17 protein-coding genes are annotated in these 15,468 nt (G+C 35.4%); 15 read left to right on the top strand and 2 right to left on the bottom strand.

Annotation, left to right across the window (positions count from 1 at the left end; genetic code table 11):
- Positions 1 to 136 precede the first annotated feature (136 nt).
- From C7437_RS15495 to C7437_RS15440, 12 genes are all read left to right on the top strand, one after another.
- The gene (locus C7437_RS15495; RefSeq protein WP_111440918.1) at positions 137 to 361 is read left to right on the top strand and encodes a hypothetical protein; all 225 of its coding nucleotides are present in this window, start codon (positions 137 to 139) and stop codon (positions 359 to 361) included.
- A gap of 19 nt (positions 362 to 380) precedes the next feature.
- Complete coding sequence (locus C7437_RS15490) at positions 381 to 1,415, top strand: TrsD (protein WP_111440917.1); 1,035 nt, start codon at positions 381 to 383, stop codon at positions 1,413 to 1,415.
- A gap of 11 nt (positions 1,416 to 1,426) precedes the next feature.
- Positions 1,427 to 3,298: a VirB4 family type IV secretion system protein gene (locus tag C7437_RS15485; protein WP_111440916.1), complete on the top strand. Its 1,872-nt coding sequence runs from the start codon at positions 1,427 to 1,429 to the stop codon at positions 3,296 to 3,298.
- Between the two features lie 231 nt (positions 3,299 to 3,529).
- On the top strand, positions 3,530 to 4,390 hold the full coding sequence (locus C7437_RS15480) for a peptidoglycan DD-metalloendopeptidase family protein (protein ID WP_245909312.1): 861 nt from the start codon (positions 3,530 to 3,532) through the stop codon (positions 4,388 to 4,390).
- An 8-nt stretch (positions 4,391 to 4,398) separates the two neighbouring features.
- Positions 4,399 to 4,950: a hypothetical protein gene (locus C7437_RS15475; RefSeq protein ID WP_111440914.1), complete on the top strand. Its 552-nt coding sequence runs from the start codon at positions 4,399 to 4,401 to the stop codon at positions 4,948 to 4,950.
- 24 nt (positions 4,951 to 4,974) lie between these two features.
- Positions 4,975 to 5,226, top strand: a complete 252-nt coding sequence (locus C7437_RS15470) for a hypothetical protein (RefSeq protein WP_111440913.1) — start codon at positions 4,975 to 4,977, stop codon at positions 5,224 to 5,226.
- The gene (locus tag C7437_RS15465) at positions 5,223 to 6,248 is read left to right on the top strand and encodes a conjugal transfer protein TrbL family protein (RefSeq protein WP_111440912.1); all 1,026 of its coding nucleotides are present in this window, start codon (positions 5,223 to 5,225) and stop codon (positions 6,246 to 6,248) included. The genes C7437_RS15470 and C7437_RS15465 overlap by 4 nt, the downstream gene beginning before the upstream one ends.
- 14 nt (positions 6,249 to 6,262) lie before the next feature.
- On the top strand, positions 6,263 to 7,000 hold the full coding sequence (locus tag C7437_RS15460) for a hypothetical protein (RefSeq protein ID WP_111440911.1): 738 nt from the start codon (positions 6,263 to 6,265) through the stop codon (positions 6,998 to 7,000).
- A 31-nt stretch (positions 7,001 to 7,031) separates the two neighbouring features.
- Positions 7,032 to 8,582, top strand: a complete 1,551-nt coding sequence (locus C7437_RS15455) for a hypothetical protein (RefSeq protein ID WP_111440910.1) — start codon at positions 7,032 to 7,034, stop codon at positions 8,580 to 8,582.
- A 12-nt stretch (positions 8,583 to 8,594) separates the two neighbouring features.
- Positions 8,595 to 8,843 carry an AbrB/MazE/SpoVT family DNA-binding domain-containing protein gene (locus C7437_RS15450; RefSeq protein WP_111440909.1) on the top strand — a complete coding sequence of 83 codons (249 nt, stop codon included), beginning with the start codon at positions 8,595 to 8,597 and terminating at the stop codon, positions 8,841 to 8,843.
- Between the two features lie 267 nt (positions 8,844 to 9,110).
- Entirely contained in the window at positions 9,111 to 9,908 is a 798-nt protein-coding gene (locus tag C7437_RS15445) for a ParA family protein (protein ID WP_111440908.1), read from the top strand.
- Positions 9,892 to 10,158 (top strand): hypothetical protein, encoded by a 267-nt coding sequence (locus C7437_RS15440; protein ID WP_111440907.1) that lies wholly within the window; start codon positions 9,892 to 9,894, stop codon positions 10,156 to 10,158. Before C7437_RS15445 ends, C7437_RS15440 begins: the two co-directional genes overlap by 17 nt.
- Before the next feature lie 591 nt (positions 10,159 to 10,749).
- Here the strand turns inward: C7437_RS15440 and C7437_RS15435 are convergent.
- Positions 10,750 to 11,163, bottom strand: coding sequence for a hypothetical protein (locus C7437_RS15435; protein ID WP_111440906.1), 414 nt, complete (start codon positions 11,161 to 11,163; stop codon positions 10,750 to 10,752).
- 1,036 nt (positions 11,164 to 12,199) lie between these two features.
- Between C7437_RS15435 and C7437_RS15425 the strand changes: the two genes are divergently transcribed.
- The 3 genes from C7437_RS15425 to C7437_RS15415 all read left to right on the top strand — a co-directional run bounded on the left by C7437_RS15425 (position 12,200) and on the right by C7437_RS15415 (position 13,902).
- Complete coding sequence (locus tag C7437_RS15425) at positions 12,200 to 12,760, top strand: DUF7010 family protein (protein WP_111440905.1); 561 nt, start codon at positions 12,200 to 12,202, stop codon at positions 12,758 to 12,760.
- A gap of 66 nt (positions 12,761 to 12,826) precedes the next feature.
- Positions 12,827 to 13,639 carry a replication initiation factor domain-containing protein gene (locus tag C7437_RS15420; RefSeq protein WP_111440904.1) on the top strand — a complete coding sequence of 271 codons (813 nt, stop codon included), beginning with the start codon at positions 12,827 to 12,829 and terminating at the stop codon, positions 13,637 to 13,639.
- Positions 13,640 to 13,659: 20 nt separating this feature from the next.
- A complete protein-coding gene (locus tag C7437_RS15415; protein ID WP_111440903.1) occupies positions 13,660 to 13,902 on the top strand; it encodes a hypothetical protein in 243 nt (80 codons plus the stop codon).
- A gap of 130 nt (positions 13,903 to 14,032) precedes the next feature.
- On the opposite strand, the gene C7437_RS15410 is transcribed toward C7437_RS15415, so the two are convergent.
- Positions 14,033 to 15,202 (bottom strand): MFS transporter, encoded by a 1,170-nt coding sequence (locus C7437_RS15410; protein ID WP_111440902.1) that lies wholly within the window; start codon positions 15,200 to 15,202, stop codon positions 14,033 to 14,035.
- Between the last annotated feature and the right edge of the window lie 266 nt (positions 15,203 to 15,468).

Genomic DNA, 15,468 nt, shown 5'->3' with positions numbered 1-15,468 from the left:
GATATCAATAAATATCAATACTTTTTAACCATTTAAAAAAGTATATAGTGCCTATAATTATTTTAAATTTAGGTCTTGTCTAATTATTGGCAACTCGATAAGGTAATATAAATACAAGATTCAGGAGGTGGAGGAAATGTTTGAAAGAATTCAAGGATTTTTAAATACACTATTTAGCGATATGCAAGGAACCTTTATTACCGTTTTTGCAATTGGTTTACTCATTTGTGCAATTGGAGTTTGGGCAGGTGATGAACAATCAACTCCTAAATTTAAAAACGGAATCAAGTTATGTGTGCTAGGGGTTGTTCTATTCTTACTCGCTCGTCCAGTTATTGAATATGTTCAAACGAATCTGTAACTAGAAAGATGTGATTTAGATGCGTTCAGAAGAATATTTTGATCGACAAGAACGATTAAGGGCTTCTGGAAAAGTGGATTTGCCTTTAAATATCGATACGAAGAAATATCTATACGGCAATATTTCATTTCAGGATGTTTTTGTGCTATCGCCTTTTGTCCTACTGGGTATTTTAATAACTTATCTCTTTTATCGTTTTGGAATATTAGATCAAAGGATGATATTAATCGCTTTTGCGCCTACATTCCTTGTTGCGGTTTTTCAATTAAACAAGCATCCTATCAGAAAAAACTTATCGCTTTTGCAATACAAAATCTTTTGGAAAATAAAAGCGAAGCATCGTCAAAAAGAGTTTTATTATGCGAAAGGGGAATTGCCGATGAACCGGAAAAAAGGCGATACACGAACTGAGCTTGGTATATCAAACATTGCCAATGGTTGCATCGAATCCTCGAGTCGTCAATTAATTAAAGTATTTGAAGTATCATCCGTTAATTTGTCCCTGATGAATGAATTGTCGAAAGAACGAGTGCTAGAAGCTTATCAAGCTTTTATCAATGACACGGGAGAAAAACAAATCCAGATGATGCAAGTGGCACAACCTGTTAATTTAACGAATTACCTAATGTGGTTCAATGATCAACTAGATACGGACTCTTCTTACGCGAAGCGAGTCCTGAAACAGGGGTACTTCAATCAAATTGAGCGCATTCAGAAATCGAAGAATATGGTGACGAGAAAACGGTATGTTGTTATTTCAACGTCTATGACAAGTTCTGATAAGGATTACATGAAAATCGATACTACGGCGAATATTCTTAAAGCAAAACTGGAACAAATGCTTAGTGGTTATGAAAAGTTAGACGTGAAAATTCTTAATAACGATGAATTGCTGAAGTTTTACTATGCATGTATTGATTTTGAAAGTGCGCAGGCACAAGGAGAGAACATCATAAGTAAAATGAACGCTAGTGCTGACGTAATTATAGGGAAAAATACGGCAAAAGAACTTTTAAACTATTACAAGAACCAGATAAACGAACGATTCGAATAGGAGGTGTCGTGATGAATTGGTTAAAACAGAGGTTTTCTCGTAAACAACAGGAAGAGACTTTTGAAGAGACAGTACGTGGGATGAATAAATCACTATTAACGGTACTCGCTCCCGATAATATCACGGAATACGATTCGTATGTGCGTGTAGGTGCTAACTATACCCGGTCCTTACTGATTGTTGATTATGATCCAGTGCAAGACCAAAATAAAATTCAACAAGTTACGGAGATTCCGGAAAATGTTTCGATTATCAATTATGTCCAGGAATACCAAACAGGGGAAGTTCGTGCGCAACTCGTTAAAAGTATTAAGCAAAACCGAATGAAAATGAATACTAGGTTTGCAGATGAAAATACGATGATTGATGCACAAGGGCAGATTGATAGTGCTTCAGAAATGTTAAAAAATTTAGCGTACCGTAACGATAAAATCTTCTTATTTCATACAATTATTCATTTGGTTGCGAGTTCTGTTAGTGAACTAGACCAACTGACAACCACTGTTAAAAGCAAGTTCTCCAAAATCGGAATTGTCCATAACCCGACAGATCGTGCCATCGATGCCTTCCGTTCCTTTTTGCCCCTGAATGAAAACAAAGTGGATGAGTTAACGTACAAGATGACGAACTCAGAAGCCATATCTTACTTCTTTCCATTCCATGAAAATGAAATGTTTTCCCAAACTGGACTTATTAAAGGTCGAAATATGACGACCGGTAATGTCGTAATTGTTGATGATACAACATTATTAAATCGACATGAGTTTGTTATTGGGATTTCGGGAATTGGAAAATCAACGTATCTCTTTGCGAATATGACTAATAAACACATGCTCGGACGTAAAATCATCACTATTGATCCAAAAGGTGAGTTTGGACGAGTTTATGCTGATTTAGGTGGGGCATGGGTGAAGTTCCAGCTAAAAGGCGGTAACCGGATCAACCCCCTCGACTTACCGAAAGTAAATGACAAAATCAAGCTTGAGGAAACGGAGTTCGGCAATATTCTGTTGACGAAAATATCGAATCTTCTCGTTATGTTTAGGCTAATGTATAGCAGCATGACGGATCTACAGGAAGAGATCTTAAGTAGTTATATTCAGAAGGCATACGCTGGAAAAGGCATTAGTGACTCGACGAATACGAATAATTTAACCGTAACGGATTTCCCTACGCTGCAGGATTTATACGATTTGATTGAGCGAGACAAAGAAGAGGATTTGTATTTATATGAATCTATGCAAGATTTTCACACGACGCTCAAAACGTATGTAACTGGGATGTACTCGGAGCTCTTCAATGGCTACACGAACATTAACATTGATAATGAACTAGTTTGTTACGACTTGAAAGAGATGAGTAACAACGAAAAGATTCAACGTATTCTTTTTTATAATATTCTATCGCACACAACTTACGAGATTATGAGTGGTGATCGAAGGCCAAGTGAAATTTTTATAGACGAGGCACATGTTATTGCGGATCCGAAAGTTCCAAAAGCAATGGAGTTTATTTATTTCATGATGAAAGTCTTAAGATCGTTTAATTGTGGAATTACAACAGCATCTCAATCAGTGGAAGATTTCCTATCAGCAAGAGACGAGAATCGGAACTACGGAAAGGCGATTATCACACAATCGATACAACGACTGTATTTGCCAATGAGTGAGGAAGAACTGAAGTATTTAGAAGAAGAATTAGGCAATACCTTTTCCAAAGGGGAAAGAGAGACGCTTATCTTAAAAGACGGTAAGAAAAAGGAACAGGCAGGAAAAGGGATATTCTACACGGGTTCCAAAAAGATTAAACTCGAAGTCCAGCTCAATGAAGTAACGGAAATGTTGTGGTTTGACCAAAAAAGTATTAACGATATAACGATTTAAAAAGGGGGTGGGGAGATGAACACAAAAGAAACTGCCAAATCACTTGGACATTTCCTCCTTCTGAAAATCTTGTTTAATCCGTTCGGACTTATTGTATTAGGGTCCATGTTACTGGTCCTGATTATACCAATTTTGATATCAATGAACGGAAAAGATAAGTCGTTTGATCTGGAGAACCCTGACACTAACATAAATGCCCTCTCAAGCTTCGCAGGAGGTGCTTATTGTGCGGTGGATGGAGAAATCAATCAAGGGTTGTGGGAAGGCAGAATGGATACGTCAGGCGTCTTCTCGACTAAAGGGAACCTGATAATAGAGATTGCGACCAGGCAGGGGATTGATCCAGTATTGATGGCTGCCATTGCATTACATGAAACGACGAATGGTACATCGCGTGCTGTTGTGACGAAGAATAACCCTGGAGGTTTAATGGGATCTAATGGATTGATGACATTTTCAACATTAGACGAAGGATTAGAAGCGATGGGTCGGACTTTACACAATCGTATTATCAAAGATGGATTGGTGACGATTGAGGATTTAGGTTCGGTATACGCGCCTATTGGTGCAGAAAATGATCCAGCCAATTTAAATACCCACTGGGTACCCAACATTACAACTTTCGTCAGTTCGCTTGGTGGTTTGACGATGAATTGTACTGTCCAGTCTGGTGATTTCGTGCAACCAGTTCCGAATGTCACCATTAATTCTAACTACGGTTTACGTATTCATCCAATAACCGGAAAGGTTAGGGCTCATGAAGGTGTGGACCTTGCTTGTAGTAGACCGGATTCAATCTATGCAGCAAAGGACGGGGTAGTAGTTTTCGCGAAGTTTCCAGATGCTCCTCTTCATACGTACGGTAATATCGTGGTCATACAGCATGAAAACAATGTGTACAGTGCTTACGCTCATCTGAGTGGGATTAGTGTTGAAGTAGGACAAGAAGTTCGTCAATTAGAAGTTATCGGGCAATGTGGTACTACTGGAGGCTCAACGGGTGATCATCTTCATTTCGAAATCCATGTTGGTAGTATGTTTAAAAACCGGGTCAATCCAATGACATATCTTTCCAAAGAGACGAAGGAGTGAGTAAGGAGATGCGAGGAAAACCAAAACTCTCGAGTATTTTACTACTCATCGGACTAGTGGCTGCATTATTATTGGCTTTTAATTTATGGTCATCTAATCAGGATTTAAAGAACAAAAACCATCGGCTCTCGAATACTATTGGGCAAATGGAGACAGTAGCGAGTGAAGAAAAGGAACTGTTTACGAAGACAGAATCATTTTTGACTGATTCCATGCAAGGTAAGTCAATGGATTATTTTTCAGAAAGGTACAAAAAGGAAGCACAAGAAATAATTGATTCAGAAGATATTCACCAAGATGGTGCCATCAGTGAAATGAAAGAAATTGACGTTTTTAATATTTCAGTTCGGAAACAGGATAAAGAAGTCCGTGTGTATGCCATCTATAAGGTGACTTTGACAGGAATTGAGGGTGAATTTGTAAAACCAGGTGATCAATCCGTACTATTCCTCATGTCGACCATTGATTGGGTAAAAGAAAACGGTGAATACAAGGTAAATAATCATACATTAGAGCCCCTTAACTCTGCTGAACAGGCAGTAAAGAATATCACGTCTTAAATGAGCGAAAGGAAGGTGTACAGAATGGATTTATTAGGTGTAATCCACAGAAGGCAACAGCAATTGCAACGATTTATGAACCAAATTATCGAACGTCTTGCAAGAAAAGAAATAGACAAATCGAAACGTTATTATGAACTGCAATACGGCCAACCATTGAGTGAGCAAGAAGAAATTGAAATCAAAAAAGGCATAGTGCTACGCCTCGGTTTCTTTGTGTTCATTCCACTTCTTATTCTTTTCCTTACGCTCATGGAGAGAGGGATGTCGGGATGAAAAAGATTTTAGTAATGATTTTGTTCATGATTGCTACTCCGTTTGTAGAATGGGATATTGTTCACGCAGCTGAAGGTGAATTTATGAAAGATACGTTAGATAATTATAAAAACACATCAGAAATAAGTACAGAAGAAGTTAGTCGTGCCGAGGCTTATATGGAAAATGCCTTATTTCTAGATAAATATGATTACGAAACGAATCAATTCGACTGTAAGTGGTATGAAGTAATGTGCCAAACGAATGGCTTCATTTTTACAACTGTCAGTGGATTTGTATTTGCAGCAATTGATAGTTTCGGAAATTTTCAGATTGATTCATCTGTAATTACGGGAACTGCCATATATGAAGGGTATATGTTGAACTTCAAATCGTTGGCATGGACGATAACATCTATTTTTATTTTGTGGCAGACGGTTAAAATTGTCATCCTGTATTCAGGAAATGGTGATGAAGGCATGAACACCCTTTATGAAAAAATGGTTGCGGTAATAACAGGAGCCATTTTGCTTGGTATTTACCCACAATTATTCAATTGGATCTTAGAGCTAACACATCTTTTAACTGAGACGATGTTAACGAATCCTGCAACACACTATGATGTCATGCAAGTATTGGCTGTTAATTCCGTTGGATATGGCATCATCTTAATGTTTGTAGTGTCGGTCATACTGTTTGTTTATTTTTTATCCATTATGTACCGAACGGTGTTGTTTGTGATTCTATATATTTCTGGTGTATTAGCGATTCCAACGATTGTAAACGACCAATATAATTTTTTTGGATTATGGCTCAAAATTGTAGTTAGTAACGTTTTGACGTTAATGCTCCAATTGTTATGTTTTGTATTGGGTGTAAAAACGTTAGTTAGTTTAGAAAGCGGAAATATGTTAATGGGTATGTTATTTTTCATCGTGGGATTATCGATACCTACGTTACTAAATCAATTCGGAGCTTCTACAGGTTCTGCTAAAGCTGTTGGATCTACCGTAAAATACGTAGCTCGTTATGCGAAAAGATAGGGAGATGAATTTTAATGAAAAAGAGGTTTATGTTAGGCATTTTTTCACTGTTTCTTATATTGCTAGTTACTGGATGTAATCAAGAAGAAGAACCAGGTAATAACATCAAAAAGACAGAATCATTTTTTAATGAAAAGGATAAAGAAAAAGCCATTGGAATGATTGAGGACTTGAACGAAAAACTCATATTGTTCGAGAATGAAACAAATGAAGCAATCTCTAAAGGGGAAATTGATGTTGGAAATAATGAAGTATTTAGGCAAAAAGTGGACAATATGAGTGAAAATATTGTTATCCAACCTTTTCTTAAAAAATTCCCAAAAAGTTTAATTAGTGAAAGGGGAGTTTTGAAAGTTACTTATACTTCAAAGAGCACTGATGATTGTACTTTTGGCAACTGTAGTTATGATTCCATCGTAGTTCCTACATTAGAGTTTAATGAAGAGGAGTGGGAGATGTATAGTTCTGAGGAATTTGAAATTACGGAATTAATATTATCAAATGTAGTTATGTCTTATTTAAATAAACCAGATGGTGAATCAACGAATATTAGGTTTGTAAAAGGCGCATCTGATGAAATATTCTTTTCTTTTAATCCGATAATTAAGTCACTGAATTTCAATTTAAAAGAATGGGATGAAGAATTTCAATCAATAAAATCAAATGTTCCAGAAAGTGAAATTGAGGCAGAGGAAGAGGATTTTAAACAAGAAGTAGAAGAGGTTTTAGCAAAGTATCCGCCACTTCAATAATAAAACTGAGTTATAAGAAAGGGTGAGAGAGATGGTACTTCGAACGATTGCCAATAAAGTCGGTACTTTTGAGGTGAATGGAAATGCCGTTTCCTATTTGCAACCATTATCGACTTTCAACACGCAGGAAATGGATCTAATACAGAAATGGTATAGGGAAAAAGTACATTCGCTGCAAGGGTATCCGCAGGTGGTTCCTGCAAAAGATATCAACTTTCAATCTGGGCAAGTTTGTTATGCTTATGACGTTACGAGTTATAAGTCATTTAATACGTTGAAAACGATGTATTTAGAAGAAAAAATGCCGTATTATTTATCCCTTATCGAACTAGCGAAGAATAAAGAAATAACACTTCTGTGGAATACACAAAATCTGATGGTAGATGAGGAAACTCAAACTGTTAAAGTACTAGTCATTGACCATAAGGCATTTGATATAGACAATGACAAATCAGATTTAATCACATTAAAGGAACTCATCGTTATTACTTTAACTAATTTAGAACAGGTATATGGGCGCCCGAAACGCAGTGACTTCTTTGAACAAAATGAAGAAGTTATCCAATTCGCCGAAATGATTTATTTGCACTTGAATTCACTAGATCATATGAAAGAATATATTGAAGCAATGAATCGTGAAGTTAATGAACGAAAGCAAAGCGAACATGAGGAATTAGAAAAACAATTGGCAAATAAAAGGCGTAATCCATTGTTTAAGTATCTACCTTTTCTATTACCACAAACTAAGAAGATAAACCGACTCGATATAGATCAAACAAATAGGATTCAATCACAGAATAAAACGGCATCGCCTCACAAACAAAAGGACAATAACAAACGTTTTTTAATTGGGACGGTAGCTATTATTATATTTGCAATTTTACTCAATTTTACTCTGACAAACGTTAATAAAAATGCCCTATCAAAAGAACAGCCGTTGTCATCCACAAGTTCAAAAAAAAGTATGGAAACCTTGTATTTACAAGGGCTTCTTGGTCAAAAAGAAAAATTGATGGATACACTGGATGAAAAAGAGTATGATTCCTTGAGTAAAGATCAAAAAAGCTTATTAACTCAATTATGGGTGGAACATGGTGAGTATAAGAAGTTGCTGGAACAAGATGGAAAAGCAATTAGTCAAATCACGGAATATCTAACTAATCAAAACCAACTAAAAGAACTGGATCGTCTGCAAGAAATAGTAAAAGTGGAGAATCCGCATATTATTTTTGCTAAAGGAGTTCTGGCTAAAGATTGGGATGTAATCATAAACAACAGGAACTTAGTTGAACTTACGGAAGAACGTAAAACGTATATCGTGAAGGCATTGCTTCAAAAAGGTGAAGTCGAAACAGCTAAAGGCTTTGTGAGTGATAAAGCTTCAGAAGATGATGGATTGATGGATACTGTGTTAATTGCCGAGAAAAACGTTGTGGAGTTGAAAGCATTGCAAGAACAGCAAGCTTTATTGCAAAAGACCATTGATGAAAGTACAGACCAAGAGAAAGTTACGGAAGCGGAACAGGAGTTAAATGTGGTTAAGAAAGAAATCACCAATTTAGCACAAACCACTGGATTGTGAGGTGTTAAGCAATTGCATACGAAACGAATTGGGAATTTAGGAAGAATAGTAATCCCAAAAGACATTATGGACCGATTTCAATTAGGAGCTGGCGATCTAATTGATATTTCATCTAATGAGACCCAAATCATTCTAGAACCCCATCGTGAATCCTATGTATGTGCAATTACAGGGAAAGTATCAAAAGAAGCCGTAAAAATTGGTGAAGCGTGGGTAAGTAAAGAAGGTTTAAAGAAGTTAATTGAATATATGAATCAATGATAAAAAGACGATTAGCCTGTGTAAGGGTCAAATCGTCTTTTACTATTTAAAATAATATTCAGATACGATTTTGTAATACGGGCATCCTTAGGATATGCCTTTTCAACGAGAATAGATGATTGCTATAGGGTCATTATATCATTATTTTTGTTTCAGATTAAAGTTGACCTCAAATTGTATTAGCTGTACATTTATGGTAAATACTTTAGAAGAAAAGAAGAAACGTTTCTACCAATAAAACAACGAAGAATATTCGGGGGTGTTAAATTGGCTATTACGATAACAATGGGAATTCAAAAAGGTGGATGTGGAAAGTCTACCACTACTGGAATTCTAGCTCATTTACTGAATAATGATGGTTATCGAGTTCTTGCGATTGATATGGATTCACAAGGGAATTTGACAGAGCTTTTGTCCGGAGAGTCGTCTAATGAGTTTATAGGTAAATCAGTTCTTGAAGCGATGCAGCAGAATAATGTAAAAGAATTTTTATATTCGGTAAATGAAAATTTAGATCTATTACCGGCGAACAATTTCCTTGCGACTTTTGCAAGATGGATTTATACAGGGAAAACGTATACAGGTGATATGATTCCTTTTTCAGGAAGCCCTACGTTGATTTTGGATAATCTATTGGAACAAGTAAGAGAAGACTATGATTTTATATTAATTGACACGCCACCATCTCTAAGTGAGCAAACAACAAATTCCTTGTGTGCGAGTGAATCTGTTGTTGTCATGTATGAATGCTCGAATTGGTGTTATTCTGCTGTACCTAATTTTATGGATTCAGTCGAGAGTGCTAAAGAGTTTGGTATACGTGGTACTGAAGTGATCGGTATTTTAAGGACAATGAATGATGTGCGAAGAAGTGATGCGAAAGCATTTAACGAAATCATAGCAGAGGACTTTCCGGAACTCGTATTTCAAACAGTGATTACGAGAAAAGCTCCCGTCGGACGATTGTCGTTATATGGATTCAAAGAAAATAAAGAGCTTAATAAAGCTCTAGAGCTTTATATACATTTTTACAAGGAGTTGATAGAACGTGTCAAAAATCGATGAAATTAAAAATTTAAAAAGGCAACAAAAAATAGTATCACCTTCTCAGGTTTTATCAGAAGAAATAAAAGAAGGAACGAACGAAAGAATAAAAGAAGAAAACAACGTTTCTTTAAAGATTGAAAGAAAGCGGGTTTCATTTGACTTGCGAACTGATATTCATCAAGAATTAAAGATGCAGTCTGTTATTCAGGACAAAAACATTTACATTTTAATTGAAGAAGCTTTAATGAACTATTTAAAACAAAAATAACTTGATTTACTTTATCGATGAAAATATTGACCTTGCAGAGTTACTTTTACTGTGCTCAAAAAGATAACTTAAGCGTCAAGAAAAAAGAAATCCATCTTCTTCGGGGGTGGATTTTTACGTTCTAATTATAGGGAAGGACAATACAATAACTACTTGTTGTTTAATCATTTATTTTTAATTTTTCAGAAACAATCCATTGCATTGAAGGGGTTATTTTTTTATGCAATCTTTTTTCTGAGGTTACAATAAAAAAACAGTATCATCCTCGCAGGTTTTATCAGAAGAAGTAAAAGAAGAAAACAACGTTTCTTTAAAGGTAGAAAGATTGTTTTATTTGACCCGCGAACTGATATTCATCATGCTAAAGGTTTTGTGAGAAAGCTCTACAAGATAGTAGATTGATGGATACTGTGTTAAGTGCTGAGAAAACCAATTAGAAGAGATTTTTGTGCCGTTTTTAATTAGAAGCTGGCGATCTAATTGATATTTCATATTATGAGATATTGATTCAAAAAAAAACATATATTGAGAGGTTAAATAATGAAAACCATAGCATTGTACAGCTGCTATGGTTTTTTTCATTAATATAGCTTATTGTTTTACATTAAATGTATAATCTATTTTACTTGAACCTGTGTTTTCTAACTTAATACGATATGTTGCACCTTGAGTAACATCATAAAAAGTCAAGGCAGTATAGCCATTTTTAGTAGGGTATTTTGTGCGGTAATTTTGCCAAACACCATTTACAGATTTTTGAAGAATCGCTTTGAATGTTCCTGTTTCTGAGCTATTAGCTTGTACACCAGCTAATATTGTACTCCCACTCGAAGGTTTAATTGTTCTTTGGTATACATAACTAGAGAAAGAACCAGAATGATAGTATGTAGTCCAAATACTTCCTGTTGATGTCCAATCTGCGGCTACAGCTTTTTGTGTGCCTCCTAAACTTGAAAAGCTTAGAACAAGAGCAAGAGCAATTGCAAGAATAATACGTTTTTTCATAATGCACGACCTTTCCTTATTTTTCTTCACTTTTTACTTTATCACAAATATTTCCAATTTCTATGATCTCCTTAAAATTCAAAACCTTTTACCTATCATTTCAAGAGTCGCCTAGTAACTTACCACTAAATATAATTCCAAGTGACCGATCCTAAAGGTAAAAGGAAAGGTTGTTTTATTTGACTTGCAAACTGCATCAAGAATTACAGCTGCAATCGAAGCTCTGATGAATTACTTAAAATAAATACAACTCGATTTACTTTATAGATAAAAATATGAACCTTTCAGAGTTATCTTTACTGTAGTAAATAAAATCATCTTCTTCGGAGGATGGCTTTTTATGCTCTAAAATATAGGGGGTGACAATACAATAACTACTTGTTGTTTAATCATTTTTTTAAAATTTTTCAGAAACAACCCATTGCAATGAAGGGGTTATTTTTTTATGCAATCTTTTTTCTAAGGTTACAATAAAAAAACAATATCATCCTCGCAGGTTTTGTCAGAAGGAATAAAAGAATAAACAAAGGAAGTAATAAAAGAAGAAAACAACGTTTCTTTAAAGGTAGAAAGGAAGATTGTTTTATTTGACTTGCGAACTGATATTCATCAAGAATTAAAGCTGCAATCTGTTATTCAGGATAAAAACATTTACATTTAAATTGAAGAAGCTTTGATTAAACTATTTAAAACAAAAATAGCTCAATTAACTTTATAGGTAAAGATATTAACCTTGCAGAGGTCTATTTCCTCTTTTTCTTGTTCATAATTGAACGAAAAGGGAGTGGTGTTATTGTCCAGTAGTGGTGAAATCATACGGGGATGCCACATTCCTAGTAAAACTACATAAAGGATACACAAATGCCCACCCGTTTCGACTAGGTGGGCATTATTTGGCGCTTACATATAATTTCAAAATCAATCATAAAATTACTTGAGATAGTTAAAGGGTTTATATAGTAAATGTTGTATGATAATGAAAACTTAGATAGATATTCAACTAGCGGGGTTGTTGAAAAAGAATAGGGGGAAAAATTTGAAATTAAACGAGGTTAGAAATGAACTATCAGTAAGAGGGAAAAACGGGATAGGATTTTTATTTTCAGCTATTGTAATTTGGTCAATAATTACAATAATATTTTTACAGTCAATAGAAATTAATCAGAAAAACACCTATATGTTGTTTTCAACAGGTTTAATGTTCCCATTATCCGTCGGAATTTCTACTTTAATAAAGGCTGATTGGAAACTTAAAAATAATCCATTAGGTAATCTAGGTTTATTGTTAAATCTGGCTCAGCTTATCTATTTCCCTATACTTTTTTGGGGAATTATAAAAAGTCCGAATGATGCTATCGTATTTTTTGCAATTATAACAGGAGCCCACTTTTTTCCTTATGGCTGGTTTTATAATGCTAAAGCCTTTTATGTAATGGCACCAGTGATTTCGGTCTCAATTATGTTTTTGGGCTTGTATCTAAACGGAGATAATCTATGGTTGATACCAATTTCTATTACCATTTTTTTGTTCTTTTTAATTTTTTGGCTTTACTTAGATTATAGGAGGAAAATGAAAGGGATTGATTATCCTAAATAGCAAAACCCACCAATCCAATCATTTTGGCCGGTGGTTTTTTTCGGCTGGACACCAAGTAATAACGCTATGGGGGTACATATCATACTGACTGGCCAAGCGTGCAGACAATATGAAGCAAATAAATCAATACCAAACATCATAACTAACACGAAGAGAACACTAGCGCGACATAAATTTACTCGCATCGATATCGCAATCGATGACGAGCACGATAGAGTAATAGTCTTTGATAAATTTTTAAAATACAGTGAAGATGGCAATATTTCAAGCTTATGGTACAAGTACTCGCTACTGATGGAAAAAAGAATTTCAGATACTGAAAACCTAGGTCGAACACTCTACTTCGGATCAAAAAAATCAAAGCTCTTCATGCGCGTGTACGATAAAAAACTCGAACAAATAAAAAAGTTAAAAGTAAATCAAGAACAAAAAGAAGAGCTACTGAAAGCGCAGCCTGAATGGACTAGAATGGAGCTAGTATTTCGCGAAGAACGTGCAAATATGGCCGCAGATTATATTGAAATGCAAGGTCAAATTGGTATACTAATAAGAGGTGTACTCAATCAATATATTCGATTTTTAGAACCAAATCCAACCTCCAAAAACCAACAAAAACGCCGCTGGGACACAGCTCGCTGGTGGGAAGAGATCATCGACGACGTTAGCAAAATCCAACTAAAACAAAAGAAAGCAGATAGAAGAATTGAAGACATGCAAGATTGGGTTGTTAAACAAATTTCTCCAACACTCGCAACAATTCTAGAAGCAACGCAAGGCGACATGGGATGGCTTGTTAACGTAATTGTAGGTGGTAGCAATCGATTAAAAAATAAACACAAACAAGCAATTCAACAGTATATGACAGAACAAAAAAAATAATAAAAAGCGAGGGATTTTCTATGGATTTTACTGAAGAAGAGTTCGCACTAATACCACTGGATTTAATTGATGATACAACAACATTTGCGTCTCCACTGGACAAACTTTTAATGATTTGTTTTATACGAAATGAATATGAAGAAAGCATACGTACAGAACAATTAGCGAAGATGACATGTACAACAGTAGAGGAAGTAGAAGAAAGTTTCATGCGCTTGATTGAGATGGGCTTGCTTCAAACACACGATTTAACACTTCAATGATGAAGTAAAATAAACTTAATGGTTGATTTGGTATGGAAAAATGAGCTTAGAGAAGCATTTCCAAGCTCATTTTTTCCTGTCTTTTTTTCTAACGCACCCGTTTGTTCAATAAAAAGGCTTCATTCTGAGGTCAAGTATCTGTGGAATCAGCGGATTCTTTTTTTGTTTCTTGGACCTTTTGGGTACTAAGGACAAAACTAATGATTGCTACAATGCTACAAAAATATGGAAGAAAAGGATATCCCCAATTAGATATGACATAACCTCCAATTATGGAACCAATGGTAATGCCTATATAGAGAGCCGTGTTATTCCACGCCAAAACAATTCCTCGTTCCTCTGGATATTCGACAGCTAATCGTGCTTGGTATGATGTAAATCCTGCATACCCTACCAAAGCCCATATGAATAGAAAGAAATAAATCCAATCACCAGAAGAGAAGAATATACCTAAACAAATTAGTATTAGAGTCAAAAAAAATAGCGTGACTTTCGAAATCTTCCTTTCTCCAAACCTATCTGTGAATTGTCCACTTATAAGACTTCCTAAAACAGCACCGATACCATAAAAAATAACAGCTAATGCTATTTCTGATGATGAGAATCTATTTTCGGAATAAAGAGCCGCACCTAAGTAAACATAAAGAGCATACATTGAAATCGCCCAAATGGTGGTAACACTTACTGAACCAAGTATTCTTAGCAGATTTCCTTCTAATTGATTTCTTGTTAAATCACTTCTGGGAACATATTTCCACGTTTTGAAATTTACTACAGCCAATATAGTCCCTAAAGTAGCCATTACAACAAATACTGAACGCCAACCAAGAAAATACTCTAGTAATATACCTAATGGAGCACCTGCCCAAAGAGCTGTTAAATGTCCTGAAACCACAATAGAAAGCCAAGTTCCTCTTCGGTTTGATGGTGCAATATCCCCGATAATGGCATAAATCAAAGGGGTAATCGCAGCAACGGACAAACCAGCTAAAATACGACTAATGATTAACCAAGTAAAAGAAGGTGAAAAAGCAGTTAAGACATTAGAGAAGGAAAATAACAATAACCCAAATGTAATAAAAATCCCTCTTCCGTTTTTATCTGAAGCCCAACCAAAGAAAGGTGCTGCAATTGCATATGTTACAGCAAAAACAGTTACCATCCATCCTGTCATCGCTGAACTAACATTATACTCTTCCGAAATGAACGGTAGTAACGGAGACACTATAAATAAATCAGTCCCCATTAGAAACAAAGTTACCCAACCAACACTTAAACTTACTCTCCCTCGCAACCCCATTGCATCCTCCATTTACAGTTATTATTACATGTATATTATTCAGAGGTGTAAAAAGGACTTCTTGTTCAAGTAAACTGCTGCGTTAGTTTAGGTGTAACATTTCACAATGTGTCACCGAAATCTACCTGAAGTTTTGGGTAAAAATTAGACCATCGAAATGATGGTCTTGTTTATAGTGATAGGTAAGCCTTTGAAGTTATCTCCAGCTTTTCCCCCACTTCACACCGTACGTGAGACTTTCACCTCATACGGCGTTCCAACTAATC

This window comes from Psychrobacillus insolitus (assembly GCF_003254155.1).
Taxonomy (GTDB): Bacteria; Bacillota; Bacilli; order Bacillales_A; family Planococcaceae; genus Psychrobacillus; species Psychrobacillus insolitus.
This window is presented reverse-complemented; position numbering and strand designations above follow the sequence as displayed.